The organism is Micrococcaceae bacterium Sec5.7 (assembly GCA_039636785.1).
Taxonomy (GTDB): Bacteria; Actinomycetota; Actinomycetes; order Actinomycetales; family Micrococcaceae; genus Arthrobacter.
The window spans coordinates 1268438-1293152 of the sequence record CP144169.1 but is presented as its reverse complement, the minus strand read 5'-3'; the positions used below and the strand labels follow the sequence as shown (position 1 = coordinate 1293152).

Sequence of the window (24715 nt, the reverse complement as noted above, 5' to 3'; positions counted from 1 at the left end):
GTTACCCTGTCACCGGCAAGTTAGGACAATGGCGGGGGCGTGATGATCGTCAAATTCAGGCGCTCCGGCGTCACCTAGCCGCAGGCCGGAATCGCTGGAGCGTGCTCCTCTGCAGCACCGCCGTGACCACTTCGGTACCGGTGCCCGAGGCCTGCCGGATCACCGTGCCGTCCGGACCCCAGAACCCGCTCAGTCCACACGACGGGCCCAAAGCGGAGTCCCCGCCAAGATTGGCCAGAATCCCGAACATCCTGTTGTCCATGGCCCTGGCGCCAAGATGGAGGGCCAGCCGGAGTTCTTCGCCCTCCGTGTACAGCGCCGAAACAGCGTAAGCGTCCGCCCCGGTCTCAGCTGCGGCGCCGGAGTGGCCGGGCACGGCGGCATCGAAGCAGATGGCGAGTGCTATTTTCCAGCCGTCCAGCTCGACGACAACCGCGCCGTCTCCTGGGATGAACAGAAACTTTTCCTCGCCGTGGAGATGGGTCTTGAACCCGGAATCGGTCTGACCTCCGGGGTGGATGGCCATCGAAGCCAGCCGCGGCGTGCCGTCAGCTTGCCTGAGGGCACCGCCCACAACGGCGGTGATTCCGGTACGCCGGCAGATTTCGCGGATGCCGTCAAGGCGCTGGTCAGCTTCTGAAAGCCAATGGACCGGATCCTGCAGAAGCTGGAGGTCGTACCCCGTCAGTGACAGCTCCGGGAAGATCACCAGCCTGGCTCCGTGGGATTCGGCATCCTCGATCAGGCGCACGTGTTCCGGCGCGTTGACGGGGATCCCGCCGCTGAGGGCACGGTACTGGATGGCGGATACAGTCAGCGCGGCAGTCACACCCCCATCCTAGGCAATGACGCGAGGTGCCGTTCTCGGGTAACGGTGCCGTTTTCGGGTAACGGTGTCCTGGGCAACGGTGTCAGGCGTCGTGGCCGTGGAGCTGCTCCCTGGATTCAGGCACGGCCCTTGCCGTCTGCGGCCCGGAAGCATCACAGTACCGGCTGAGCGCCGCCTCCCGCAGAGTCTCCGCCCAGGAAGCCATCCGCTGGGCCGCCCTGACGTAGTGGAAGAGCTCGGTGGGGGTGAGGGCCTCGAGATCCGTTTCGGAAAGGCGACGTGCCAGCTCGGCCCCCGCGCACTGCGCCGAAAGAGCAATGCCTTCGCGGTGCCACTGCACATCGTCGGACGACTCCCCGGCAATCAGCTGCCTGAAGAGGAAATCCACCACACCGGGGCTCATCGCTTTCAACGGTCCCGCAGTCCGGGACGTGTCATCCGGGCGGTCCAGTGGGCCAGGCTCTGATGAGTTGTTCATTCCGCCATATTATTCGAACATATATTCGAATGCAAGACTTCTGCCGGGCTGACGACGGCTGTCCCGTCGATACAGCAAACGAGGGTGCCACCGCGTTCCCGCAGCGTGCGGACCTCCACCTGAGTGGCCCGCCGGTAGACGCCCCGGCGCTGGCCGACGGCGTTTGCCCGTTTGTCACGCGCCAGCCATGCGGAGATTGCTGCGCCATTGTGGACTTTTCGACGCCCCGATGGTCTTCCGCTTCGCAAAAGAACGGGCGCTACGCGCATTTACGTAGCGCCCGTTCTTTTCCGTGTCGCCCGTTCTTTTCCGTGTCGCCCGTCCGGAACCGGGCACGTTCAGTCTCCTGGTCAGGCAGCGGCCGGCTGATGCTGGGTGATGCAGTGGATTCCGCCGCCCCTGGCAAAGATGGGCCTGGCATCTACCGTCACCACAGTGCGGCCAGGGTACGCCTGCTCGAGAATCCGCTTGGCCCCGGCGTCGGCGGGATCATCGAAGCTGCAGGCGATCACGCCTCCGTTGACCACCAGGTGGTTGATGTAGCTGTAGTCCACCCAGTCGTGCCCGTCGCGGAGGATGTCCGGGGCTGGCACCTCCACTATTTTCCAGCTGCGGCCCTGTGCATCCCGGGTCTGGGCGAGCAGCGCAATGATGTCCCGCGTGATGTCGAAGTCCGGGTGCGATTCGTTGCGCTGGGAATGGACCAGCAGCACGCCGGGCGATGGGATGACGGCCACGATGTCTACGTGGCCGCGGGTCCCGAAGTCCTTCGTGTCCCGCGTCAGCCCGCGGGGCAGCCAGATGACGTTGGTGGCCCCGATGGTGCGGGCCAGCTCGGCTTCGACATCGGCCTTGGACATTCCCGGGTTCCGGTCCGGATCCAGCTGGACGGTTTCAGTGACCAGGACGGTGCCGAGGCCGTCCACCTGGATTCCGCCGCCTTCATTGACCATGGGGCTGGGCAGGAGCTCGGCCTCCGCATGGCGGACAACCTCCGCGCCGATGGCGGAGTCCATGCTCCAGCTGGCCCAGTGCTGTTGCCCCCAGCCGTTGAAGATCCAGTCGACGCCGCCCAAACGGCCGCCGTCGCCGGTCACAAATGTTGGCCCGATGTCCCGCATCCACGCGTCATCCAGCGGCGCTTCCACGAGATCGATGTCCGCCGAAAGATACTTCCGGGCGGCATCCACATCATGGGGGTCCACCACCATGGTGACCGGCTCAAAACCCGCCACGGCGTGCGCCACACCGGACCACGCCGCGCGGGCCTCATGGGTTTCTTCCGCGGAGTTGCCCAGGGACGAACGCTCCGGAGGAAACGCCATCCACACCCTGTCCTGCCGGGCTGTTTCGCTCGGCATCATCCAGCTCATGCCTGGACAGCCAGCTGCTTGCCGGAGACGGCGCCGTAGGGGCGGCCGGTGTCGACGTCGGACGTGAGCTCGCCGTAGGTGTCCGGGCGGCGCGTGGTCAGGAACGGAAACAGGTCCAGCCAGTCCTTGCGCTGGTCCAGGTCAAGATCTGCCACCAGCACCGCTTCCTGGTCTCTGGGCGCCTGCACCAGAACGCGGCCGTAGGGATCGGAGATGAACGATGAGCCGTAGAAGTTGATGTCGCCTTCGTCGCCCGTCCGGTTGGGGACCACCATGAACGTGCCGTTGGTGATTCCGTTGCCCACGATGACGTGCTGCCAGAGCGGCTGGTGGTCGAAACCCGGGAAGGTGGGTTCCGAGCCGATGGCGGTCGGGTAGACCAGAATTTCCGCCCCGGCCAGGGAGTACAGCCGGGCGACCTCCGGGAACCATTCGTCCCAGCAGGTGGGGAGCCCGACGGCGGCCCCGTCCAGTTCCGCGGGACGGTACACAGGGTAGGCGTCTTCGGCTGGCCCCGCCCGGAAATACGTGTCCTCGTAGTACCCGGCGCTGACGGGAATGTGGGTCTTGCGGGTGCGTGCCAGCAGTTCGCCTTGAGGCGAGACGAGGATGGCGGTGTTGAAACCCAGGCCGTCGGGGCCGTCAGCCCGCTCATACAGCGAGGCGTGGACCGTGACGCCGTGCTTCCGGGCAGCGCTCGCCGCGAATTCAAACGTGGGGCCGCTGAGCAGGTCTTCGGCGTCCTTGGCGGGGGTGCCGCCTGCCCGGACGTTGGCCGGGTACTTCGAGAGCGTCAGTTCCGGGAGGAACACAGACCGGGCACCGGCGTCGGCGCCTTGGCCGACGGCCTGGGTGAGTACTGTCTTGAGCTCCGCGGCGTTCTCCCGCCACCGGTGCTGGACCAGCGCGACACGCAGGGGCTGGCGGCTGCTTTCCTGGCTCCTTGTATCCCCGCTCCGTGCGTACGAGACGGGCAGCTCGGTGTTGGCAATGATGTCCATGGTGGTACTTCCTAACGGGACCCTAAGGGTCCTGGCATGACAGCGGAATTCCGTCGGAATCGCGTCGATCAACAAGGCTAAAAATGGGAAGGTGGTTCATTTGCCAGGGTCCTGCGCCGCTGGCGGGAAGCCGGCGGTAAGTGAGTCGATCGCCGTCGTAAGCAGTAATCGTGCGTGATCTGCGGTGATAAAGCCGCTGAGCCAGCGGCCGGAGATGCCTTCCACCAGACTTGTGAGGATCTCTGCCGTCACCGCTGCCTCGTCCTGGCTTATGCCGGCATTGGCTGCCGCGATGGCGTGGGCGATCTCACGGTTCCATTCCGCCGTCGTCCGGGACAGTGGCTCCGCCAGTTCCTGTTCGAAGATGGAGCAGGCGCGCAGTTCGTTCCAAGCCACGGAGTTCCGGCGGACGTCGGCGTCGTCCTTGATTTCGTCAAGGAGCAGGTGCCGGAAATGCCGTGTGCGGTCGCCGGCATCGGATGAGGGAGCGGAGTCGTCCTTGCTGACCTGTTTGTTGATGTGTTCAAGGGTTGCGGCAAGCAGGCCTGCCCGGTCCGTGAAGTGGTAGTAGAGGAGCCCCGGCGAGACGCCTGCCTCCGCTGCCACATCGTTGACCCGCATTCCCCGGACCCCGTTCCTGGCGATGCAGGTGGTGGCGGCGGTGAGGATCCTGGCTAGTTTTTCACTCATGGTTTGACAGTAATACGTGCTCACCTCTCTCCGGCGACGTCTCCGCCTGGGCGGCGGGCGGTTCCGGCCACAACCGGAGGGCCAGCAGGTAGCCTGCGGCTCCGATCACCGTGGATCCCACGAAACTGAGATCGATCCCTCCGGCGAGCTGCGAGAACGGACCTGTGTAAAGGGTGGTGTCCGTTGCCAGCACGCCAAACAACGAGCCGACTGCCCAGGGGATCACCGCACGGAGGTTCCAGCCGTTGCTGAACCAGTACCGTCCGCGGGGGCCGTTTCCCCTGAAAAGCTGGAGATCCGCGGCATGGTACTTGCCCCGGCGGGCTATCAGGAACCCCAGCACGTTGATTGCCACCCAGGGCCCCGCGAATCCGTTGAGAATCAGTGTCATGGCCGTAATGGAGTCCACAGCGTTGAAGACAAAGACACCCAGGTAGAGGAGCCCGACGGCGATCGCGGAGGTGATGAGGGTGGTGTGGATGCGGCGGAGCCTCGGAAACAGGGCCTCGAGATCCAAGCCGCTGGCATAGAGGTTCAGTACACCCTGGCCGAGTCCGCCGGCCAGGGCAATGATGAGGATGGGCAGAAGGTACCAGGCAGGTGCAGAGCGCACCAGATCCGCAACGTAGGAGCCGCCCAGCTCGGGAATGGCCGCGGCCGTGAACGCACCGAAAAGGGCGGTGACGAAGAGGCCCAGGAACACGCCCAGGCAGGCGGAGCCGACCACGGATCGGTCCGAATGCCGGGTGCTGGAAATGCGCCGGCTGTAGTCGCCCAGGGTGGGCGCGTAGGACAGGGGCCCTCCGACGGAAATGACGGCGGACAGAATCCACGTGGGCCAGAAGTCGCCCAGGAGGTAGTCGGCATGGACCGTGGTGGGGCTGAAACCGGGGGCGAAGGCAACGACGCCCATCAGCAGCAGGACCCCGACAACCGGGGCGACGAACTTCTGCATCGCCACCACTGTGCCGTGGCCGAAGAGAGCCACCAGGACGATCTCCACGGAAATCACGGCGTAGCCGATTGCCAGCGTGATGCCGCTGACCGGCACTCCGAGCAGCCGTTCCGCGGCGGCAACGAGTGCGTCGCCTGAGGTCCACACCGCAATGGCAGCATAGGCAAGGGCGAAAAGCAGAGTAAGGCCGGAACCGATCAGCCTCCCGCGGGTGCCGAAGTGTGCCGCGCTGGAGACGGTGTTGTTGGTGCCGGTCCGCGGTCCGAGCAAAGCCAGTGGGCCGATCAATGCCGTGCCCACGAGGAGCCCGGTCAGGCTTGCGGTGGCGGCGCCGACGAAGTCGAGACCGAACGTTATGGGCAGCCAGCCAAAAACGATGACCGAAAACGCGAAGTTGCCGCCGAAGAACACGGTGAAGAGGTTCCTGGGGCGCGACGTGCGTTGCTCGTCCGGAATGAACTCAATGCCGGCCGCCTCAATGCGGCCAAAACGGTCCCTGTGCGCGGACGCGGCACCGGCGGGATCCGCGTCCTTGCGAATGCGCATGCTGATCATGGCGAGCCTTTCGTGAGTCACATCACCTTTGATGTGTGGCTCCTACTCTAATCCTGACTGAAATTTCAGTCAAGACTTTCGCAAAAAAGACATCTCATGGGGTCAGTACGTCAAAAGCGCCCGCCCCAGGGCGTTCGCGGAATCCACGCAGGCAATTTATCTGCCACGCGCCCCAGCCGGAGATAAGACGGCCGGGATCCGGACGGCCTGATGTGAGACGATCGGCTCATGACCTCCCGTGGCACCGCCGCATCCTCCCGGACAGCGAAAAGCCCCGCCACCACGCCGCGCCTGGGCGGGATCGACGCAGCCCGCGGACTGGCGTTGCTTGGCATGATGGCCACCCACCTGCTGCCGACCTTCGAATCGAACGCCAACCTGGCACCCACGTGGATCGGGCTGACATTCTCCGGCCGTTCGGCCGCACTGTTTGCTGTGCTGGCCGGAGTCGGACTCGCGCTCTCAACGGGCAAGCAGCAGCCCCGCGAAGGCAGCAGCCTCCGGGCGGCACGGCGGGGCATCGCCCTCCGCGCGCTGGTGATAGCCGCCGTCGGACTCATGCTCGGCGGGTTGGACGTCAACGTTGCAGTCATCCTGGTCAACTATGCTGCCCTGTTCCTCTGCGTCCTGCCGTTCATCGGCCTGAAGCTCAGGCCGCTGTGTGCGTGGGCCGCCGGCTGGATTCTGGGCTCTCCTGTCGTCGCCTACCTGCTGCGGCCGTGGCTTCTGGCTGCCGAGCCGCCGCTGCAGCTTGGCCACAATCCGTCCTGGGAAGATCTGGGCACTCCCGCACGGCTTCTCGGCGACCTCTTCCTCACCGGCTACTACCCCGTGTTCCAGTGGCTGTCCTACCTCCTGATCGGGCTTGTGATCGGCCGGTTGGCGCTAACGACGGCGGTCATCCCGGTGGTGCTGTTGGCCGGCGGAGCTACTGTGGCCGTGCTGGCCAAGTTCCTGGGCACGCTGATGATGGACGATCTGGGCGGGAAATCAGCCCTCCAGTCGATCCTGACAGACCCTGGCTATCCCCTGGACAGCCTGCTTCAGGTCAACCTCAGCGGTGTGCGGCAAGAGGGATCGTGGTGGTGGCTGGCGTCCAGCGCACCGCATTCCGGGACCACACTGGATCTTTTGCACACTTCCGGAGTGGCGGCTGCCGTGGTGGGAGCCTGCCTGCTGCTCGGCAGGCTGGGTGACTGGCTGAACCTGGATCTGCTGCTTCCGCTGTGCGGCGCCGGAGCCATGACGCTCACCCTGTACACCGCCCATGTGTGCGTCGTGTCAGCGTTCTATCTGAAGCCGCTGCCGCAAGGGTGGACCGAAGACGGCATCTACTTTGCCCACGCGGCCACGGCAATGGCAATCGGCATGGCATTTGTCCTGCTCAAGAGGCGCGGCCCGCTGGAATGGCTGGGCCACGCAGCCAACCAAGTCGCCAGCCATCAGCAGGCCGGAATCCGCTGACGTGGCGCAGGCAGCCAGGCGACGTGCCGCAGGCTGCTAGGCCGCAGGGCCGCCAGTGCCCGGCACCGCCGGGATCCTGGCGCGAAACAGCTTTACGGCGTCGCGCATGGAGGCACGCGCGCGCTTGCGGTCCCCTGCAGCGTCGTAGGCGCAGCTGAGACGGAACCACGAACGCCAGTCGGCCGGCGCGGCTTCGGCCTCTGCCCTGTACAGCTCAAACTCCTGGTCCGCACCCTCACGGATGATCCGCCCGGCCGGTGTACGTGGCAGGTTATCCACGGGCAGGCCGTCTTCGGCTTCAAGGATCCTGGCCATCTGTTCGGTGCGGGCGCCGAACAGCAGCTCCCGGACCATGGCCCAGGCGCCGATCAGCGGCAGCACGAGATAAGCCGCGCCGATGGCCTTGGCCACGCCATTGGAATCAAGCAGCAGCAGCACGGACCGTTGGAATGACACCACCAGGTAGAAGACAAGCAGGAGCGTCACAGCACCCACCCAGATCTTGGTGCGGTTCTTCTTCAGCGCCATGAGGAAACTGCCCACAGTGATCAGAGCCCCAGATCCAGGTAGCCGTCAAGGCCAACAGTGAGGCCCGGATGTGCCCCTACTCCGCGGATGCCGAGCAGCACGCCTGGCATGAACGACGCACGGTCAAAAGAGTCATGGCGGAATGTCAGCTGCTCCCCCGGCCCGCCGAGCAGTACTTCCTGATGGGCCACAAGCCCCCGGAGCCTGACGCTGTGCACCCGGACGCCATCCACGTCGCAGCCTCTGGCACCGGCGCGTTCCGTGCTGGTGGCATCGGGGCTGGCAGGCACATTGGCCGCTGCGCGTTCTGCCGCAATCAGCTGGGCAGTACGGACAGCCGTGCCGGACGGTGCGTCAACCTTGTCCGGGTGGTGGAGCTCAATGATTTCCACGGATTCGAAGTATTTCGAGGCCTTGGCTGCGAACGCTGATGCGAGCACGGAACCCAAGGCGAAGTTAGGCGCGATCAGCACTCCGGTGTCCGGATGTGCGGCCAGCAATGACTCGAGATTTTCCAGCCGTCCGGCGTCCCAGCCCGTTGTTCCCACCACGGCGTGCATGCCGTGTTCGACGGCGAAGCGCACGTTGGCTTCCGTACTTTCGGGAACGGTGAGGTCCACCACGAACCTGGCACCTGAGGCGGCCAGCGTCTCCAGGGAATCGCCACGCCCCAGGGCGGAAACGAGCTTCATGTCCGCGGCGGCTTCGACGGCCTTGACTGCCTCGGCGCCCATGCGCCCGTTCGCGCCCAGCACGGCGACTGCGAGTTGATCGGTCATGGCGTTAACCCTACCGTCGGGGCGCCTTACCCAAGGAACCCGCGGAGATGCGTTACCTCACCTCCGCACAGGGCAGCTGGGGCCGTCCGGGCGGACTGCCTCTAGCCGCCCGCACCGACCCACTCGACGGTCCCGTCCGCGAAGAACTGTTCCTTCCAGATGGGCACCTGCTCCTTGATCCGGTCCACCAGCTCGGAGCACACGGCGAACGCCTGGCCGCGGTGCGCGGCCGAGACGGCGCAGACCAGCGCGGGGTCGCCGATTTCGAGCGTGCCCACCCGGTGGGCGGCCCAGATACGGACGGGCTGCGAGCCCGGGTCAGCACCGGCGGATTCGTCGGCGTCGCCGCCTGCGTGTTCGGCTGTGTGTTCGGCCACGAGCTGCGCCACAACATCGGCCATCACCTGGTGAGCCGTGGGGTGCGCGCTGTAGCTGAGACGCATGACTTCCTTGCCGGCGTCGTGGTTTCTGACCACACCGCTGAAACTGACCACGGCACCCGCGGTGTCCGATTCCACCGCGGCGATGGCCTGGTCCACGGAGATGGGGTCCGCGCTCAAAACGGCGTGGACCACTTCGAATGCTGATTCAGTGCCCATGTCCGCCCTCCAGCTGATCGCACAGGTGCCCGATCACCGGATCGAGCACCGACAGTCCTTCCATAACACCCTGGGGTGATCCGGGCAGGTTGACAACAAAGGTCTTCCCGGCAGCCCCGGCATGGCCCCGGCTCAGCATGGCCATGGGGGTCTTAACCGCTCCGGCCCGCCTGATGCCCTCCATGATGCCCGGAATTTCACGGTCCAACAGAGAAATCGTCATTTCTGGGGTGCGGTCATCCGGACTCAGCCCGGTGCCGCCACTGGTGATAACGACGGCGGGCTCCTGGGTCAGCAGGGCACGGATGGCCGCGCCCACAGGCTCGCCATCGGGCACCACCATGGCAGGGAACGGCTCAAAGCCGTGTTCCGTGAGCCAATCGATGATGACGGGACCGGTCACGTCCTGATAGATACCCGCCGCGGCGCGTGTGGAGGCAATCACTACGCCGGCCTTCCGGCCTTGTGCCTCTCCGTGACGGTGTGGTTCAGTGTTGCTTAGTGGGCTGCTCATAGGGTCCAGTCCCCGCTCTTGCCGCCGCTTTTGGCCAGCACTCTGATATCGGTCAGTACCGCGTGTTTGTCCACGGCCTTGATCATGTCGTACACGCTCAGGGCCGCCACGGAAGCAGCAGTGAGGGCTTCCATTTCAACGCCGGTGACGCCACGGGTTTTCACGGTGGCCAGAATGGCAACTGAGTCCGGTCCCAGTTCGAAATCCACCGTGACCTTGGAAATGGGCAAGGGGTGGCACAGCGGGATGAGCTCTGACGTTTTTTTGGCGGCCATGATTCCGGCCACCCGTGCCACCGCCAGGGCATCGCCCTTGGGCAGCCCGCCGGACCCCAGCAGTGCCAGCACCTCCGCCGTGCTGCGGACCGTGGCCGAGGCCGTGGCTTCGCGGGTGGTCTCGGGTTTAGAGGAGACGTCGACCATCTGGGCTGTACCGTCACTGCGCAGGTGCGTCAGCCCGGCCCTGTTATCTTGTGCATTCACAGCATCCATACTTCCACCTCGGCGCCTTCCGCGAGCGCCGGGATCCCAACGGGCACATGGACCAGGGCGTTCGAGCGTGCCAGGGCATGGACCAGGTGGGAGCTTTCGCCGCCTTCAAGCCTGACGGTCCCGTCCGGCTGGAGGGTTCCGCGCCTCACCTGGTGCTTTCCGTTGGGCGAGGTGAGCGCCCCGGCGAGCCTGGCCCTGACCACGGGCCGGGCCGCCGGCGAACCGAAGAGCCCGCCGATGACCGGCCGTAGAAACATTTCAAAGGAGATCAGACAGCTGACGGGGTTGCCGGGGAAGCCAAGAAAAGGGACGCCGTTGAACGTGCCTATCCCCTGCGGTCCGCCCGGCTGCATGGCTACGTGCATGAAATCGACGTCCTGCCCGGCCATGGCCTGCCGCACCACCTCATAGGCGCCCTTGCTGACGCCTCCTGTGGTGACGATCAGGTCCACCGCCGGTGCGTGGAACTTCAACAGATCACGGAGCTCTTCCGGGCTGTCTGTGGAGATTCCTGCCCGCACCACCCCGATGCCCGCCTGCCGCATGGCCGACTCAAGCAAGGTGCCGTTTGCATCGTAGATCTTGCCCGCGGCCAGCGGCTGGCCCGGCTCCACCACTTCGTCCCCGGTGGTGACCAGCAGGACTGTCAGCGCCTTGTGCACGGTGACCTCGGAGATACCCAGCGCGGCGAGCAGGCCCAGCTGTCCCGGACCCAGGAACGTTCCGCGGCCAAGAGCCAGCTCGCCGGCTTTGACGTCGCTCCCGGCATACCGGACAAATTCCCCGGCCGCAGCCGCAGGGAGCCTGACGGTGGCTGGTTCGCCGGGCTCCGGAAACGAGTCCGGTGTTGCCCGTTCAACAGGTACGACGGCGTCTGCCCCCGCCGGCATCATTGCTCCCGTCATGATGGGGGCAGCTGTGCCGTGTTCCAGCGCCGCCGGGGCGGCACCTGCCGGGACCGGCGAAACAACACGGAGCTCCGCACCTCCGCGCGGTACGTCGGCACTGCGGATGGCGAAGCCGTCCATCTGGGAGTTGGCGAACGGCGGCAGGCTGAGCGGCGCCGTAACGTCCTGCGCCAGGCCCCGGCCCAGTGCATCCAGCAGCGCCAGCTGTTCGGTGTGCTCCCTTGTGTGAAGCGGCGCGAGCAGTCTTTCGACCGCTTCGCGGTGATCCGTTACGGTCCGGTGCGACTGCGTGGGGCTGTGCATGTTCCTGCCTTCGGATCGGGCGGCTATGGCGTCACCTCAACTCTAATGGTGTGGAGGCCGGTGGCTCCATCCGGGGCGACCGGTCTCCGTTCCTCGGCCTGCGCAGCCCCGTTGAGATCGGTGGCACGCACCTGGACCTCGTACTGCCCGGGTGTCAGGTCAATGCCCAGTTGCCATTGGCGCCACGTGTCCAGGGATATCCCGGGGGCCAGGCGGGCTTCCTGCCAGGCGCCCCGGTTGACCCGGAGCTCCACCCTGCTTACCCCGGTGTGCTGCGCCCAGCTCACTCCACCGAACATCACTGTTCCGGCTGTAGCGGAGCGCCCGTTGCGGGGCACATCGATCCGCGACGACGTTTTGATGGGGCCATGGTCCGTCCAGCCGCGCGGCGTCCAGTAGGCGACGTCATCCGCAAAGCGGGTGACTTTAAGCTCTGTGATCCATTTTGTGGCCGAGACATAACCATAGAGCCCGGGAACAATCATCCGCACCGGGAAGCCATGTTCCAGCGGCAGCGGCGCTCCATTCATGCCCACCGCCAGCAGGGCGTCGCGGTTGTCCGTGAGAACCTCCAACGGGGTGCTGGCGGTCCAGCCATCGGAGCTTCTGGACAGCACCATGTCAGCGCCAGGCGTCGGCCCGGCCATTGACAGCAGCTCCCTGACGGGCCAGCCAAGCCAAAGCGCGTTCCCGATCAGGTCCCCGCCCACCTCGTTCGACACACAGGCGATGGTGATGTGGCGTTCCGTCATGGGTTTGGCCAGAAGGGTCGCAAAATCGAGTTCAATCTCACGCTCCACCATTCCGGTCACCTTGAGAGTCCACTTTTCCGGATCAAGAACAGGTACGGAGAGCGCCGTGTCGATCCGGTAGAAATCGGGATTCGGCGTGACCAGAGGATCCATGCCCTCGAGCCCCACTTCGGCTCCGGCGGGAATGGCCGGTGCAAGGGACCGGGCTGAAGGCAGCAGCAGTTTGCTCCTGACCTCGTTCACGCCGGCGGCAGCGCCGCGCCACGCGGTTGCCAGCACTCCGCCCACGGCAGCAACGGCGGCCCCGCCTGCCAGCAACTGCAGAAAGCTTCGCCGGGCGGGCAATGTGGAGTCGGCCGAGGCCCGCCAGGCCCCCAGCCGTGTCATGAGCCAGCGCAGCAGCACGATGCCCAGCCCGGCGGCCACCAGCGGGACCGGAATCGCGTTGGGCGTCACCTGTGCCCGGGTCAGGACGGCAACGAGGCCCACAACCCCAAAAACGGCAATGACCGCGGCACCTGCGAAGCGCCGCCGCCATTCGAGGACACCGGCCAGCCCTGCCAGGGCTGCCATCACCAGCGCCATGCCCGCCAGCAGCGCCAGTTTGTCCGCCGTGCCAAACAGCGAAATGGCCCATTCCTTCACCGCGGGCGGGGCGGCGTCGATGACTGCCCCGCCGACGGCTGTCATAGGCGAGACCGACGGACTGACCAGACCCGCCAGGAGCTCTCCCAGCACCACGCCGGTTCCGGCAGCGACAACCCCGGCAGCAACGGCCCAACGCGCCGGCTGAATGCCCGGCCCGGAATCGTGGTGCGGGGGCTGCTTCCCGTCCGGCGCCGAACCATTGTGCTGCCCCGTACGTGCCTGCTGCCCCGTACCGGCCCCGCGTACCGGTCTGATTTCCTGGTCATGCGTCATGGGCTGCTCCTGAACTCTGGTTTGCCGGCGTCCGGGTGACCGTCCCGTCTGCGGGGAGCCGCAGTGCGAACCGGCATCCGCCGTCGACGTTTTCCACGGTGACGCTGCCGCCATGGGCCCGGACGATGCCGGCCACCATACTCAGGCCAACGCCGGCGCCGCTGTAGCGCGTTGCATCCGGTCCATTTCCGTCTGCGAACCCTGCCCGGCTGCGCGCGGCGTTCCTCTGCCAGCCGGTCTCGAACACGTGCGGCAGGTCTTCCGGGGCGATCCCGCCGCAACTGTCCGTCACGGCCACAAAGGCATGTTCGCCGTCCCGGCCCACAGCCACGTTCACGCCGGAACCGGGGTGGCTGTAGATAATGGCGTTCAACAGGACGTTGCGGACCGCCCGTCCCATGGACGGTCCGTCCGCGAGGGCAAGGCACTCACGGTCTCCGCCGCCGTCGAGCGTGATCTTCCGCTGTGCAGCCAGCGGCGCAAGGTCCGCAATGGCATCGCTGGCGAGATCGTAGAGATCCAGCGGTTCCGAGGTCAGTCGAAGCGTGCCGGCCTGGATTTTGGACAGCTCCAGAAGGTCGTTGACCATCACCGCCATCTGGTCGGTCTGTGCGATGATCTTGCGGTGGTAGCCGGAAACGTCGCTGGCCATTCCGTCCTCAAGCGCTTCCGCCATGGCCCGCATGCTGGCGAGCGGAGTGCGGAGATCATGAGAGATCCAGGAAACGAGCTCCCGGCGTGACATTTCGACGGCGGCTTCGCGCTGCCTGGATTCCTCGAGCCTGCGGCCGCTCAGTTCCAGTTCACCCGCAAGGGCGGTGAGTTCGGCACCCATGACCGGCACCGGGCGCCCCGGACTCTCGCCGCGGCCGATGCTGCGGGCGGCTTCGGACAAGGCGCTCGCGTTCCGCGAGACGCGGGCTCCAAGCACCAGCGAAATGGCCACTGCGGCGACTGAGGCGATCCCCAGGATGTACCACATGGCCTCGAGGTCCCGGGCGGAAATGAACATCGCATTGAAGGCACTGACCATGCCTGCCGTCAGGACCGCGACCGTGGCGAGCACCACTACGCAGATCTGCACAGCGAACGATGTCCGGCGCAGGGCCCGCAGGACCAGCAGCGAGATGGCACCGATCACCACGGCCCACAGCAGGGCCCAGCCGATGATCGCGAAGAGCTCAGCGGCCTGCATCAGCGGCCTCACCGTCCGGGGCGGTCCGGTCCTGTTCCGCGGGAGCGTCCAGCCGGTACCCGACGCCCCAGACGGTTTTCAGAAGCACTGGCCGGGTTGGGTCGTCCTCGATCTTTTCGCGCAGCCGGCGGACGTGGACCGTCACGGTGGAGAGGTCGCCGAACTCCCAGCCCCACACCGCCCGGATAAGGTCCTCGCGGCTGAATGCCTGGTTGGGCCGTCGGAGCAGGAAAGCGAGCAGATCGAACTCGCGGACTGTGAGGGACAGCGGTTGTCCGTGATGTGCCACAGTGCGGGCGGCCGGATTGAGCCGGAATCCGGCAATCTCAACGGCCGGTTCCGGGCTGAATTCCTGGATGCTACGGCGCAACACCGACTTCACCCGCAGCACCAGCTCCCGCGGCGAGAACGGCTTGGTGATGTAATCGTCAGCGCCAACTTCCAGGCCCAGGATCCGGTCGTCCTCCGTTCCCAGCGCCGTCAGCATGATCACCGGGACACTCATGGTCTCCCGGAGCCTGCGGCAGACTTCCGCACCATCCAGTCCGGGAAGCATGCGGTCCAGAAGGATCAGGTCCGGTTGCCTCGAGGAAGCCAGCTGGAGAGCGGTGAAACCGTCCCGGGCAAGATCCACCTGGAAGCCGGACCGCACCAGATAATCACGCACCACATCGGCGATGGTCTGTTCGTCTTCCACGAGCAGAATGCGCCGATTTCCGATGGCGACCGGGGCCGGAGCGGTCTGGGACTTGTTCACCTCTCCAGCATAGGTTCGGCGCCCCGCTGCGGCACCGGTTCCGGGCGGCGGAGCCGGATCCGTAGGACTTCCGTAAGATCCCGGGACGTCATCGGAGTGATGGTTGCAGCAAAGGTGGCGTAGCCTGAATTCATGAATGTTCAGCTTGGTATGCCGCAGCCCCGCGAGGACGGCAGGTCCGGTTCCGAGGACCGGGGTGGGCCGTCGGTGTCCGCGCGTCCCGCGGATGCACCCGCGGGACTGGTGGACCGCTTCGGCCGGCGCGCCACTGACATGAGACTCTCATTGACCGACAAATGCAATCTTCGCTGCACATACTGCATGCCGGCCGAAGGGCTGGAATGGCTGGCCAAACAGGCGGTGATGTCGGCCGGGGAAATCGTCCGGATTGTGCGGATCGGCGTTAATCAGCTGGGCGTCCGCGAGCTCCGGCTGACCGGCGGGGAACCTCTCGTGCGGGCTGACCTCATCGACATCATTGCTGCCCTCCGGCAGGCACACCCTGAGTTGCCAATCTCCATGACCACCAACGGTGTTGGTCTGGACAAAAAAGCGGCCGCTCTCAAGGCTGCCGGCCTCTCCCGCATCAACGTCTCGCTGGACTCACTGCACGAGGAGACGTTCGCGCAACTCACCCGCCGCCCGTTCCTCAACAAAGTGCTGGCCGGTGTGGACGCAGCCTGGGCTGCCGGACTTGGCCCGGTCAAGCTCAACGCCGTGCTGATGCGGGGAATCAATGACACCGAATCCCCGGCGCTGCTGGCCTGGGCCCTTGACCGGGGATACGAGCTCCGTTTCATCGAGCAGATGCCGCTGGATGCCGATCACGGCTGGACACGGCGGAACATGATCACGGCTGCGGAAATCCGTGAGCTGCTCTCCACCGACTATGTCCTCAGCCCCGATCCACGGGCGCGGGACGGCGCACCTGCAGAACGCTTTGAAGTACGACGCCGGGTGGCGGGCTCGGCTGGAACGTCCGGTACCGCCGGGGCATCCGGCCCCCTGCTGGGAACAGTCGGCATCATTGCCTCCGTCACGGAACCGTTCTGCTCTGACTGCCGCCGGACGCGGATCACGGCAGAAGGCAAGATCATGAGCTGCCTGTTCTCCCGAGAGGAGTTCGATCTGCTGGGCCTCCTCCGTGAAGGCGCCAGCGACGAACAACTGGCGGAACGCTGGCAGGATGCCATGTGGGTCAAGCCGAAGGCTCACGGCATGGACCATGTCGGACTTGACGCCCCGGACTTCGTCCAGCCGGACCGCAGCATGAGTGCCATCGGAGGCTGAGCTGTTGAACGTACGTTACTTCGCTGCCGCACGCTCTGCTGCAGGTGTGGAAGAGGAGCGCTTCGACCTTCCCGCGGGCGCTTCGGTGGAATCGCTGCTCGCGGCCGTCCTTGGGGTCGAGCGGCCCGAACCACCCACGGGCACTCCCCCGCTGGCCCGTATCCTGGCCCGCAGCAGCTTCCTGCTCAATGAGGTTGCGGTGCGGGACCGTTCCCAGGTGCTCCGCCCTGGCGACGTTGTTGACGTGCTGCCGCCCTTCGCCGGCGGCTAGCCACCCACGCCACTCCTCAAGCCCGTTGCTCTCTCACTTCTGGTCGCTATTTGCCGCGTTTGGGGACGAAAAGTGAGAGAGCAACAGAGAGTCGCTCATGGCAGGAACGCGGCGTCGTCCCGGGCATTTCCGCCCAGCGCCAGGGCCAGAACACCAGAGCGGCTGTGGACCCCGGTTTTGACGAAGATCGACTTGAAATGATCCTGGGCCGTGTAACCGGCAATCCCCATCCGTCGTGCAAGCTGCTCGTTCTCCAGCCCCGCGGCAAGCAATGCAAGTGCCTGGCGCTCTCTTGCTGTGAGCCCGTACGAGCGAACGAAGACGCCCAGCCGGGCAGCCGGAGGGCATTCCTGGATGGTGACAGCCACGGGCGGCGAGGCCACCGGCGTGCCCGTGCTGTCCGGTGAGTCCATCCGGGCAGCCCGCAGCGCCGCCCACTGGCCACCGCCGATGTGCACCCGCGCCGCGGCGGCATGCACATCCACCCTGTATTCCTTGGCAAGCAGCTGACCCACCACGTTGTACACTTCTGCGGGTATCGCCGAGTTGGGACCGGGCGAACGCTGAAGCAGTCCCAACCATTGCTCAGCAGACGCCGTCTGCCCCAGGACGCGCATCTCCTCGTCCATCACCAGCACGGCCTGCGGCGGGGGCGGAGGCGTGTGCCGTTCATCGTCATACGAGCGGAACTGGGCGGCGCGGCTGCGCCGGAACCCTGTGGTGATGGCGGGTGCCAGCGAGGCAAGAAACCCGGTCTCGGCGTCGCTGAACGGTGGATCGTCACTTCCCCGCCACAGGTCCAGCCACGACCAGATCCCGTACTGGTCCGCATACACCACGGAAACGATGTCGCCCACGCCATAGCTGCGCAACATGCCCTCGAACGGGCCTCTCCGCGACAAGGCCCCACCAGTGGTACCGGCCAGGGTCGCCACTGGTGACGGAGCCGTGGATAGGGCCGTCCATCTGTTCACCGGGCTCGTGTACTTGGCTTTGATCAGTTGCGGCAGCCGTGCAGCCACGTCCTCCGGGACCTGGGCCATCGGGGCGACGCCCGTGGCCGTCTCCGGGTCGGACAGCGGCCAGGCATAGGCGCTGAAGCCCAGAGTCCGGCGCATTTCCGCCAGGGCCGCGGCCCGCAGCTCATGGTCCTCCCCACCGGAGCGGAAGAGGGTCTCGATCCGTTCCCGGCTTCTGTTGACCGTCCATGACGTCGCCATGAACCCAGTATGCGCCCGGCAGCAGGACTGGAGTACCCCAGAAATCTGGGATACATCGGGCAGCCCGGGCGACCTACTCTGGGGGCACAGACTCACAGAAAGGCACCATCATGTTCACCCTTCAAATTGAACACGGCATCAAGGACTTCGGAATGTGGAAGGCAGCATTTGACCGGGATCCTGTAGGCCGGGAGGCTGCGGGAGTTGTGGCGCACCGGATCAGCCGGCCACTCGACGGCTCTCCGTACCTCTACATCGAACTGGACCTCGAAACTCAAGCTCAGGCGGCGGCGTTGCTGGCCAATCTGCAAGAGCGGGTCTGGAAGTCTCCGGCCAGCTCCCCGGCCCTGGTCGGAGCGCCGCAAACCCGGATTGTCCGGTCCGCCTACTAAGGTCAACCCCCGCCGTTGCTCTATCACTCATGGTTGCCATTGGCCGCTCTTGGAGACCAAAGCTGATAGAGCAACGGCGGGTTGCTTACACCCTGGTGCAGACGGAGGTCATGAACGGACTGAAGTCCGGAGCGTCACCGAGGCGGAGTTCGGCACTGTGGGTCAGCACGCCGTCGTCCACCCGGAACGTGTGGCGTGCGGTGCCGCGGTTGCTCTGCCGTTCGACGGTCAGGGTGCCGTTGTGCCAGGTGCCTCGGGCCGGCGCCGCCGGCGGCCGGCCCATGCTGTCCACGTAGTACCAGAGTGTGTCCCCATGGTCCGGGTCAACAGTGAACACGCCGTGGCCCTCGAAGTGCGAACCGTCCGGTTCGCTGTGCCGGTAGCTCTGCACCACCGCGCATCCCCCCGCGGCACGCGTGTACGTCACCTCCGCCGCGGCCGTCCGGGCTCCGCCCCAGGTGGAGGCGACAAAAGACGTAGTGCCCTGCCAATGCCCGAGGAGTACTTCCAGCGCCTCATGCGCAGTGCCCGGTTGCGGACGGTCCATGGTCCCTCCAGAGTCAGCCCGGTTTTATCATCACGCGGCGGGGCGGACATGTCCAGAGGGGCGCCGGCTCAAAGTCCGAAAGTTTCGGTTTCCTCGAAAGGACCCACAACCGTGACAGTCCGCGGCGCGGCAGCCAGTTCGCGGGCAAGCTCCTGGACCTGCGCGGCGGTCACCGCCTTGATGAGGCGCAGGGTCTCGTCGATGTCCTGGTACTCGCCGGACACCAGCTCGGCCCGGCCCAGCCTCGACATCCGGGACCCCGTGTCCTCAAGAGCCAGCACAATGCCGCCGCAGAGCTGGCCTACGGCCTTGCTGAGTTCGTCGTCGGAGATTCCGCCGCCCGCCAGCTTGTCGAGTTCCGCGCCGAGAAGGTCAAGCACCTGCCGGACCTTTGAAGGCGTGCAGCCGGCGTACATGCCGAAGTAGCCGGCATCAGCGTAGGAGGAAGCGAAGGAGTAGGTGGAGTACACCAGGCCCCGCTTTTCGCGGATTTCCTGGAACAGCCGTGAGGACATTCCGCCGCCCAGAACAGCGTTCAGCACGCTCATCACAAAACGGCGGTCGTCGGTGGCAACTATCGTGGGGCAACCCATGATGATGTTGGCCTGTTCAACCGGACGCTTGACCACGTGAAGGCCTGCGGTGCCGGCGATGTCCGCCCGCTCGGTGGAGCGCCGGTCCACCGGAGCAGCGTCCGGCTCGAGGGCCCAGCCGGCAGCGTGCAGGGCATCAACCACCAGACCACAGACGACGTCGTGGTCCAGTCCCCCGGCTGCCGTGATGACAAGCTCGTCCGGACGGTAGTAGCGGCGGTAGTGCTCCCAGACGGAATCCCGGGCAACAGCCCTGATGGCATCCGGGGTGCCGCCGATCGGCCGGCCAAGCGGGTGTGTTCCCAGTACGGCCGCCACAAAATTCTCGTGGGCCACGTCCGTGGGATCGTCGCTGTCCATGGCGATTTCCTCAAGGATGACGTCGCGTTCCTGCTCCATCTCCTCGGAATCCAGCACGGCACCGGTGATCATGTCTGCAATGACATCAATGGCCATGGGAAGGTCCGTGTCCAGCACCCGGGCGAAATAGCAGGTGCTTTCCTTCGCGGTGGCCGCGTTCGATTCCCCGCCCACCTCGTCAAAGGCAGAGGCAATCTCGAGTGCGGTGCGCCGCTTGGTGCCCTTGAAGAGCAGATGCTCGAGGAAGTGTGTGGAACCATGCTGCCCGGGGGCTTCATCGCGGGAACCCACGCCAACCCAGAAACCGATGGTGGCCGAGCGCTGGCCTGGCATCGCTTCCGTCAGTACGCGCACACCGCCCGGGAGGACTGAGCGCCGGACTATGGACCCGCCATCTGCTCCGTGGATCAGGGTGTCACCATGCTGGTTCTGCACTAGAGGCAGGGGTACGACAGTCATCAAGGCCTTTCAGGAATACGGGTTCCAAATCTGCCTGCAATCGTACCAGCGGGGCTACCGTTGATCTTAACGGCGGCGGGGCCGGTGGATCATCCACCGGCCCCGCCCCGGGTTTGGGGTGTTGGGTCTTCATGGGTATTGCAGCCCCCGCGCCCGGCGCCGCGGCGCCCCCGGCGGCGCCCAGGGGGGGGGGGGGGGGGGGGGGGGGGGGGGGGGGGGGGGGGCGGGGGGGGGCCCCCACGGCGGTGGTCCCGGGCATCGGAACCATTGCCTCCCTGGGGCTCTCGGCCGCGGCCACCGTCGCCTTCCTCGAAGCCACGGCCCTGTATGCAACATCGCTCGCCGAGCTCCACGGCATCCACTTGGTGGATCCGGACAAGGCCAGCACCATGGTCATGGCGGTCATGCTGGGCGAAGAAGGAACCGCGCTGCTGGGTTCGCTGAGCGGCCAGGCCATGGGCAACGGCAAGGGCGCAACGCAAGCCTGGGGCAACGTCCTGTCCCGCAAAATGCCCGTGTCCGGGTTCGGTGCCGTTCGGAACCGCATCCAGAAGGCCTTTCTCCGCAGTCTCGTCAAGCGTCAGGGCACGGCACTGTTCGGCAGGGCGCTCCCGTTCGGCATCGGAGCCGTAGTGGGCGGTGCCGGCAACCTCCTGATGGGCCGGGCCGTCGTCGCAAATGCCAAAGAAGCCTTCGGCCCCATGCCGGACACCATCCCGGGGGAACTGCAGGCCATAGCCCCGGCGCCGGACAACTTCAAACCGCAGAACCTCACGCTGGAAGGCGGCAACAGTGGACCTCAACGCTGACCTGGGGGAGTCGTTCGGCTCCTGGACCATGGGCGACGACGCCGCAATGTTCCCGCTGGTCACCAGCGCAAACGTGGCCTGCGGCTTCCACGGCGGCGATCCCGTCACCATGCTGGACAGCTGCCGCGCGGCCTTCGAACTCGACGTCACCGTGGGCGCGCACGTGGGCTACCGCGACCTTGCCGGATTCGGCCGCCGGTCCATGGACATGTCCTTCGATGAACTGTTCGGCGACGTCCTCTACCAGCTCGGTGCCCTGGACGGCGTGGCCCATGCGGTGGGCGCCTCGGTGGACTACGTCAAGCCGCACGGCGCCCTCTACAACCGGCTGGTGCATGACGCCGAGCAGGCATCGGCCGTTGTCGCCGCCATCCAGGCGTACGATCCGGGCCTGCCGATCCTGGGGCTGCCCGGCTCGGTGCTGCTGGAGCAGGCCAAGGAAGCCGGCCACCCGGTCTTCGTGGAGGCCTTTATCGACCGCGCGTATCTGCCGGACGGCACCCTGGTGCCGCGCTCGCAGGAAGGTGCAGTACTGCACGACGTCGGCGCGATCGTTGAGCGGGCAGTCCGCCTTGCCGTGAAGGGCGAGGTAGCGGCCGTGGACGGGACTGTTGTGCAGGTCCGGCCCGACTCCCTGTGCATCCACGGCGATACTCCCGGAGCTGTTGGCATGGCGGTCGCCGTCCGCGCCGGCCTTGAAGAAGCGGGCGTGGAGCTTGAGTCATTCGCCTGAGCCGCTGACTCCTGACCCTCCGACTCCCGGGCGGCCGGACCATGGGCGGCCGTCAGTTCTGCCACTGACGGTATTGCCCTGCGGGGACAGCGCCTTTCTGCTGGAGTTCCCTGATCTGGCCGCCGTGGTGGCCTACTATCGCGGCCTGAACGGGCCTGTACCTTCGGCCGCATCGGCAGCCGGAGGCAGCCTGCCATCCGGGGTCATCGACGTCGTGCCTGCTGCGCGGACAGTTCTGGTGAGCTTCGACCCCGAGGCGATCGCGCCGTCGGACGTTCTTGACTGGCTGCACGGCGTCTCCTCCAAGGGTGCCCTTCCCACCGGGAGCGCTGAAGTTTCCGGGCGTGAAGTGAGCTTGGTTGTCAGCTACGGCGGGCCCGACCTCGCCGAAGTGGCGCAGTACCTGGGGCTTGGCGAGGCTGCGGTGGTGAAGCTCCACACCGGTTCACTGTGGACTGCCGCGTTTGCGGGGTTCGCGCCGGGCTTCGTTTATCTCGTCACGGACCACGAACGGCTGCGTGTGCCCCGGCGCAACACACCCCGCACCTCGGTTCCGGCCGGAGCAGTGGGGCTTGCCGGCGAATTCAGCGGAGTCTATCCCCGGTCCTCGCCCGGCGGCTGGCAGATCATCGGAACCACTACGGCGGCACTCTGGGACGCGTCACAGGCTGAACCGGCGCTGATCCGGCCCGGCGATTCCGTGCGGTTTGTGGAGGCCTGATGGGCATCGTGGTGATGAAGCCCGGGCCGCTGACGCTCGTGGAGGATCTGGGGCGCCGGGGTTCGGCGGCCCTTGGCCTCAGCCCGTCCGGAGCGCTGGACCGGAAGTCGCTGGCACTGGCCAACGCGTTGCTGGGAAACGCGGCCGGAGCCGCCGGGCTGGAAGTACTCCTGGGCGGACTTCGCCTGCGATTCGTGACCGCGTCCACGGTGGCCGTGACCGGAGCCGAGGGCCGCGTGACGGTGAACGGCGAGGAGATCGCGCTCAATCAGGCCGTCCGGGTGGGACCTGGCGCTGCGATGGATTTCGGCGTGCCTGCTTTTGGATTGCGTTACTACCTGGCCGTATCGGGCGGTTTCGACGCGCCCGTATTGCTCGGGTCGCGCAGCGCCGATGTGCTGTCCGGCGAGGGGCCGCCGCCGCTGCAGGCAGGGGACTCCGTCGGCTTTGGGCCCGGCGCCGGCGCCCAGCCTTCCGGCACGCCGGCCGCCGCTCTGGTCTTCAGGCGCGCGCCGGACCCGCTGCGCCCCATGGCGCTGCGCGTGGACCGCGGCCCCCGCGCAGACTGGTTCGAATCCGGTTCCTGGCGGCGGCTGACCGGCCAGTTCTGGCAGCTGTCTCCGGAATCCAACAGGGTGGGGGCGCGGCTCCTGGGCCGGCCGCTCACCCAGGTGCGCACCGACGAGCTGCCCAGCGAAGGCATGATGCACGGCTCCATCCAGGTGCCGCCGTCGGGCCTTCCCACAGTATTTCTGGCCGATCACCCGGTGACCGGCGGGTACCCGGTGATCGCCGTGGTGAAGCGGGCAGATCTGGATCTGCTGGGGCAAGCGCGGCCGGGCCAAAGGATCCGCTTCCTCGGCCAGGCCTAAGCGCGAACGGGCAGGGCTAGCCGAAGACCAGGTGCGCCGCCGTGAAGATCGCCAGGCCGGCCAGGGACCCCACCACGGTGCCGTTGATCCGGATGAACTGCAGGTCCTTGCCCACCTGGAGCTCAATTTTCCGCGAGGTTTCCTCGGCGTCCCAGCGGGCCACGGTATCGGTGATGACGCCCGCGATGTCTGAGCGGTACGTCTTGACCAAGTAGCCCGCGGCGTCGCCGATCCACGCGTTGACCTTGCCGGCCAGCTCGTCGTCGTTGACCAGCCTGGAGCCGAAATCGCGGACGGCGGCTTTGAATTTCACGGTCAGTTCGCTGTCAGGATCATCGACGGCGGTGAGCAGCGCGTTTTTGACCGTGCCCCAGGTGCGGGAGGCGAGTTCGCGGACCTCGGGGTCGCCCAGGACCTGTGCCTTGATGTCGTCCGCGCGGGCGATCATGGCGGGATCGTGCTGCAGGTCCTGAGCCAACGAGGTCAGGTATGTGTCGATGGACCGGCGCACCTGATGGTTCGGATCCGATTGCACAGCCCGCGTGAATTTGAGGATCTCCACATACACTTTGTCGCCCACGAGCCCGTCCACGAACTGCGGAACCCACTGCGGCGAACGGTCCGAGACCAGCCGGCTGACAGTCTCGTGGTTGTCCGCCACCCAGTCGGCGGTCCGGTCCACCAGCAGGTCCACGAGTTTGTGATGGTGGCCGTCGGCGAAAATCCGCTCGGCCATCCTGCCCACGGGAGGTCCCCACGGCGGAGCCACCAGATGCTTGCGCACCATGCCCTCGATGACCGACTGGACGTCGTCGTCTTTCAGCACTTTGAACGCACCGCGGATGACGGCCGCACCCTCCTTGGCCACGCGCTCGGCCCCGCCGGGGCCGGACAGCCACTCGCCGGCCTTGTGCGCAATGTTGATGCTGGCAAGCTTGTCCTGGACCACTTCCTCGGACAGGAAGTTGGTCTCCACGAACTCGCCGAGCGAGGCGCCGATCTGGTCCTTGCGGCGCGGAATGATGGCGGTGTGCGGGATTTTCAGACCCATGGGGTACTTGAAAAGAGCCGTGACGGCGAACCAGTCGGCGAGTGCGCCCACCATGCCGCCCTCGGCCGCAGCACGGACATACTGGAGCCAGGGGTATTCCTTCTGAAACGCGTACGCAAATACGAAAACGACGGCCATGGCGATCAGCAGGGCCAGCGCCACGAGTTTCATTTTCCGCAGTGCAGCGGCCTTTTCGGCGTCGCCTTCGCTCAGCTGATTACTCGCGACGGCGGTGCGGGCCGCCGGATGGCCGGCTGCGGCGGGCTGGGTAGTTGGCTCAGAGTTCACCTGCATGAGCCCAGCCT

General features: G+C 66.2%; 26 protein-coding genes and 1 pseudogene. 8 read left to right on the top strand and 19 right to left on the bottom strand.

Features of this window, described 5'->3' with window-relative positions; genetic code table 11:
- Positions 1 to 70 precede the first annotated feature (70 nt).
- From V3C33_06160 to V3C33_06135, 6 genes are all read right to left on the bottom strand, one after another.
- Positions 71 to 829 carry a carbon-nitrogen hydrolase family protein gene (locus V3C33_06160; protein XAS68858.1) on the bottom strand — a complete coding sequence of 253 codons (759 nt, stop codon included), beginning with the start codon at positions 827 to 829 and terminating at the stop codon, positions 71 to 73.
- 82 nt (positions 830 to 911) lie between these two features.
- On the bottom strand, positions 912 to 1307 hold the full coding sequence (locus V3C33_06155) for a hypothetical protein (protein XAS68857.1): 396 nt from the start codon (positions 1305 to 1307) through the stop codon (positions 912 to 914).
- 350 nt (positions 1308 to 1657) lie between these two features.
- Complete coding sequence (locus V3C33_06150; protein ID XAS68856.1) at positions 1658 to 2680, bottom strand: agmatine deiminase family protein; 1023 nt, start codon at positions 2678 to 2680, stop codon at positions 1658 to 1660.
- Positions 2677 to 3681 carry a nitrilase-related carbon-nitrogen hydrolase gene (locus tag V3C33_06145; GenBank protein ID XAS68855.1) on the bottom strand — a complete coding sequence of 335 codons (1005 nt, stop codon included), beginning with the start codon at positions 3679 to 3681 and terminating at the stop codon, positions 2677 to 2679. Before V3C33_06145 ends, V3C33_06150 begins: the two co-directional genes overlap by 4 nt.
- Before the next feature lie 96 nt (positions 3682 to 3777).
- Positions 3778 to 4371 (bottom strand): TetR/AcrR family transcriptional regulator, encoded by a 594-nt coding sequence (locus V3C33_06140; GenBank protein ID XAS68854.1) that lies wholly within the window; start codon positions 4369 to 4371, stop codon positions 3778 to 3780.
- Positions 4364 to 5902, bottom strand: coding sequence for a cytosine permease (locus V3C33_06135; protein ID XAS68853.1), 1539 nt, complete (start codon positions 5900 to 5902; stop codon positions 4364 to 4366). Before V3C33_06135 ends, V3C33_06140 begins: the two co-directional genes overlap by 8 nt.
- Positions 5903 to 6109: 207 nt before the next feature.
- Between V3C33_06135 and V3C33_06130 the strand changes: the two genes are divergently transcribed.
- The gene (locus V3C33_06130) at positions 6110 to 7345 is read left to right on the top strand and encodes a heparan-alpha-glucosaminide N-acetyltransferase domain-containing protein (GenBank protein ID XAS68852.1); all 1236 of its coding nucleotides are present in this window, start codon (positions 6110 to 6112) and stop codon (positions 7343 to 7345) included.
- Positions 7346 to 7381: 36 nt separating this feature from the next.
- On the opposite strand, the gene V3C33_06125 is transcribed toward V3C33_06130, so the two are convergent.
- From V3C33_06125 to V3C33_06085, 9 genes are all read right to left on the bottom strand, one after another.
- The gene (locus tag V3C33_06125; GenBank protein XAS68851.1) at positions 7382 to 7888 is read right to left on the bottom strand and encodes a hypothetical protein; all 507 of its coding nucleotides are present in this window, start codon (positions 7886 to 7888) and stop codon (positions 7382 to 7384) included.
- A 5-nt stretch (positions 7889 to 7893) separates the two neighbouring features.
- Positions 7894 to 8652: a 4-hydroxy-tetrahydrodipicolinate reductase gene (gene dapB / locus V3C33_06120; protein XAS68850.1), complete on the bottom strand. Its 759-nt coding sequence runs from the start codon at positions 8650 to 8652 to the stop codon at positions 7894 to 7896.
- 101 nt (positions 8653 to 8753) lie between these two features.
- Positions 8754 to 9251 carry a molybdenum cofactor biosynthesis protein MoaE gene (locus V3C33_06115; GenBank protein XAS68849.1) on the bottom strand — a complete coding sequence of 166 codons (498 nt, stop codon included), beginning with the start codon at positions 9249 to 9251 and terminating at the stop codon, positions 8754 to 8756.
- Positions 9241 to 9765, bottom strand: coding sequence for a MogA/MoaB family molybdenum cofactor biosynthesis protein (locus V3C33_06110; GenBank protein XAS68848.1), 525 nt, complete (start codon positions 9763 to 9765; stop codon positions 9241 to 9243). The genes V3C33_06115 and V3C33_06110 overlap by 11 nt, the downstream gene beginning before the upstream one ends.
- A complete protein-coding gene (moaC, locus tag V3C33_06105) occupies positions 9762 to 10256 on the bottom strand; it encodes a cyclic pyranopterin monophosphate synthase MoaC (GenBank protein ID XAS68847.1) in 495 nt (164 codons plus the stop codon). Before moaC ends, V3C33_06110 begins: the two co-directional genes overlap by 4 nt.
- Positions 10244 to 11467 carry a gephyrin-like molybdotransferase Glp gene (gene glp / locus V3C33_06100; GenBank protein XAS68846.1) on the bottom strand — a complete coding sequence of 408 codons (1224 nt, stop codon included), beginning with the start codon at positions 11465 to 11467 and terminating at the stop codon, positions 10244 to 10246. Before glp ends, moaC begins: the two co-directional genes overlap by 13 nt.
- A gap of 23 nt (positions 11468 to 11490) precedes the next feature.
- Complete coding sequence (locus V3C33_06095; protein ID XAS68845.1) at positions 11491 to 13140, bottom strand: molybdopterin-dependent oxidoreductase; 1650 nt, start codon at positions 13138 to 13140, stop codon at positions 11491 to 11493.
- A complete protein-coding gene (locus V3C33_06090; GenBank protein ID XAS68844.1) occupies positions 13130 to 14335 on the bottom strand; it encodes a HAMP domain-containing sensor histidine kinase in 1206 nt (401 codons plus the stop codon). The genes V3C33_06095 and V3C33_06090 overlap by 11 nt, the downstream gene beginning before the upstream one ends.
- Entirely contained in the window at positions 14322 to 15092 is a 771-nt protein-coding gene (locus tag V3C33_06085; protein XAS68843.1) for a response regulator transcription factor, read from the bottom strand. The genes V3C33_06090 and V3C33_06085 overlap by 14 nt, the downstream gene beginning before the upstream one ends.
- Before the next feature lie 132 nt (positions 15093 to 15224).
- Between V3C33_06085 and moaA the strand changes: the two genes are divergently transcribed.
- A complete protein-coding gene (gene moaA, locus V3C33_06080) occupies positions 15225 to 16382 on the top strand; it encodes a GTP 3',8-cyclase MoaA (GenBank protein ID XAS68842.1) in 1158 nt (385 codons plus the stop codon).
- A gap of 4 nt (positions 16383 to 16386) precedes the next feature.
- Positions 16387 to 16653 (top strand): MoaD/ThiS family protein, encoded by a 267-nt coding sequence (locus V3C33_06075; GenBank protein ID XAS68841.1) that lies wholly within the window; start codon positions 16387 to 16389, stop codon positions 16651 to 16653.
- 95 nt (positions 16654 to 16748) lie between these two features.
- Here the strand turns inward: V3C33_06075 and V3C33_06070 are convergent, their stop codons facing one another.
- Positions 16749 to 17873 (bottom strand): helix-turn-helix transcriptional regulator, encoded by a 1125-nt coding sequence (locus V3C33_06070; GenBank protein ID XAS68840.1) that lies wholly within the window; start codon positions 17871 to 17873, stop codon positions 16749 to 16751.
- Positions 17874 to 17983: 110 nt separating this feature from the next.
- Between V3C33_06070 and V3C33_06065 the strand changes: the two genes are divergently transcribed.
- Positions 17984 to 18265: a hypothetical protein gene (locus V3C33_06065; GenBank protein ID XAS68839.1), complete on the top strand. Its 282-nt coding sequence runs from the start codon at positions 17984 to 17986 to the stop codon at positions 18263 to 18265.
- Positions 18266 to 18350: 85 nt separating this feature from the next.
- Here the strand turns inward: V3C33_06065 and V3C33_06060 are convergent, their stop codons facing one another.
- Both V3C33_06060 and V3C33_06055 read right to left on the bottom strand, forming a co-directional pair.
- Positions 18351 to 18812, bottom strand: a complete 462-nt coding sequence (locus V3C33_06060; protein ID XAS68838.1) for a DUF1579 family protein — start codon at positions 18810 to 18812, stop codon at positions 18351 to 18353.
- Positions 18813 to 18880: 68 nt separating this feature from the next.
- Positions 18881 to 20224: a pitrilysin family protein gene (locus V3C33_06055; protein ID XAS68837.1), complete on the bottom strand. Its 1344-nt coding sequence runs from the start codon at positions 20222 to 20224 to the stop codon at positions 18881 to 18883.
- 239 nt (positions 20225 to 20463) lie between these two features.
- Between V3C33_06055 and V3C33_06050 the strand changes: the two are divergent.
- The 4 genes and pseudogenes from V3C33_06050 to V3C33_06035 all read left to right on the top strand — a co-directional run bounded on the left by V3C33_06050 (position 20464) and on the right by V3C33_06035 (position 23359).
- Positions 20464 to 21033: pseudogene (locus tag V3C33_06050) on the top strand (hypothetical protein).
- Positions 21017 to 21766 carry a 5-oxoprolinase subunit PxpA gene (locus tag V3C33_06045; protein XAS68836.1) on the top strand — a complete coding sequence of 250 codons (750 nt, stop codon included), beginning with the start codon at positions 21017 to 21019 and terminating at the stop codon, positions 21764 to 21766. Before V3C33_06050 ends, V3C33_06045 begins: the two are co-directional and overlap by 17 nt.
- 73 nt (positions 21767 to 21839) lie before the next feature.
- Positions 21840 to 22487: a 5-oxoprolinase subunit PxpB gene (gene pxpB, locus V3C33_06040; protein XAS68835.1), complete on the top strand. Its 648-nt coding sequence runs from the start codon at positions 21840 to 21842 to the stop codon at positions 22485 to 22487.
- Positions 22487 to 23359 (top strand): biotin-dependent carboxyltransferase family protein, encoded by an 873-nt coding sequence (locus V3C33_06035; GenBank protein XAS68834.1) that lies wholly within the window; start codon positions 22487 to 22489, stop codon positions 23357 to 23359. Before pxpB ends, V3C33_06035 begins: the two co-directional genes overlap by 1 nt.
- 16 nt (positions 23360 to 23375) lie before the next feature.
- Here V3C33_06035 and V3C33_06030 read toward each other — a convergent pair whose 3' ends face one another.
- On the bottom strand, positions 23376 to 24704 hold the full coding sequence (locus V3C33_06030) for a DUF445 domain-containing protein (GenBank protein XAS68833.1): 1329 nt from the start codon (positions 24702 to 24704) through the stop codon (positions 23376 to 23378).
- Positions 24705 to 24715 lie beyond the last annotated feature (11 nt).

Bases quoted from the DNA above. Each gene is read 5' to 3' on its own strand.
- V3C33_06155 (XAS68857.1), bottom strand. From the start codon at position 1,307: ATGAACAACTCATCAGAGCCTGGCCCACTGGACCGCCCGGATGACACG.
- V3C33_06150 (XAS68856.1), bottom strand. From the start codon at position 2,680: ATGAGCTGGATGATGCCGAGCGAAACAGCCCGGCAGGACAGGGTGTGG.
- V3C33_06145 (XAS68855.1), bottom strand. From the start codon at position 3,681: ATGGACATCATTGCCAACACCGAGCTGCCCGTCTCGTACGCACGGAGC.
- V3C33_06140 (XAS68854.1), bottom strand. From the start codon at position 4,371: ATGAGTGAAAAACTAGCCAGGATCCTCACCGCCGCCACCACCTGCATC.
- V3C33_06130 (XAS68852.1), top strand. From the start codon at position 6,110: ATGACCTCCCGTGGCACCGCCGCATCCTCCCGGACAGCGAAAAGCCCC.
- dapB (XAS68850.1), bottom strand. From the start codon at position 8,652: ATGACCGATCAACTCGCAGTCGCCGTGCTGGGCGCGAACGGGCGCATG.
- V3C33_06115 (XAS68849.1), bottom strand. From the start codon at position 9,251: ATGGGCACTGAATCAGCATTCGAAGTGGTCCACGCCGTTTTGAGCGCG.
- V3C33_06110 (XAS68848.1), bottom strand. From the start codon at position 9,765: ATGAGCAGCCCACTAAGCAACACTGAACCACACCGTCACGGAGAGGCA.
- moaC (XAS68847.1), bottom strand. From the start codon at position 10,256: ATGGATGCTGTGAATGCACAAGATAACAGGGCCGGGCTGACGCACCTG.
- glp (XAS68846.1), bottom strand. From the start codon at position 11,467: ATGCACAGCCCCACGCAGTCGCACCGGACCGTAACGGATCACCGCGAA.
- V3C33_06095 (XAS68845.1), bottom strand. From the start codon at position 13,140: ATGACGCATGACCAGGAAATCAGACCGGTACGCGGGGCCGGTACGGGG.
- V3C33_06090 (XAS68844.1), bottom strand. From the start codon at position 14,335: ATGCAGGCCGCTGAGCTCTTCGCGATCATCGGCTGGGCCCTGCTGTGG.
- moaA (XAS68842.1), top strand. From the start codon at position 15,225: ATGAATGTTCAGCTTGGTATGCCGCAGCCCCGCGAGGACGGCAGGTCC.
- V3C33_06070 (XAS68840.1), bottom strand. From the start codon at position 17,873: ATGGCGACGTCATGGACGGTCAACAGAAGCCGGGAACGGATCGAGACC.
- V3C33_06065 (XAS68839.1), top strand. From the start codon at position 17,984: ATGTTCACCCTTCAAATTGAACACGGCATCAAGGACTTCGGAATGTGG.
- V3C33_06060 (XAS68838.1), bottom strand. From the start codon at position 18,812: ATGGACCGTCCGCAACCGGGCACTGCGCATGAGGCGCTGGAAGTACTC.
- V3C33_06055 (XAS68837.1), bottom strand. From the start codon at position 20,224: ATGACTGTCGTACCCCTGCCTCTAGTGCAGAACCAGCATGGTGACACC.
- V3C33_06035 (XAS68834.1), top strand. From the start codon at position 22,487: ATGGGCATCGTGGTGATGAAGCCCGGGCCGCTGACGCTCGTGGAGGAT.
- V3C33_06030 (XAS68833.1), bottom strand. From the start codon at position 24,704: ATGCAGGTGAACTCTGAGCCAACTACCCAGCCCGCCGCAGCCGGCCAT.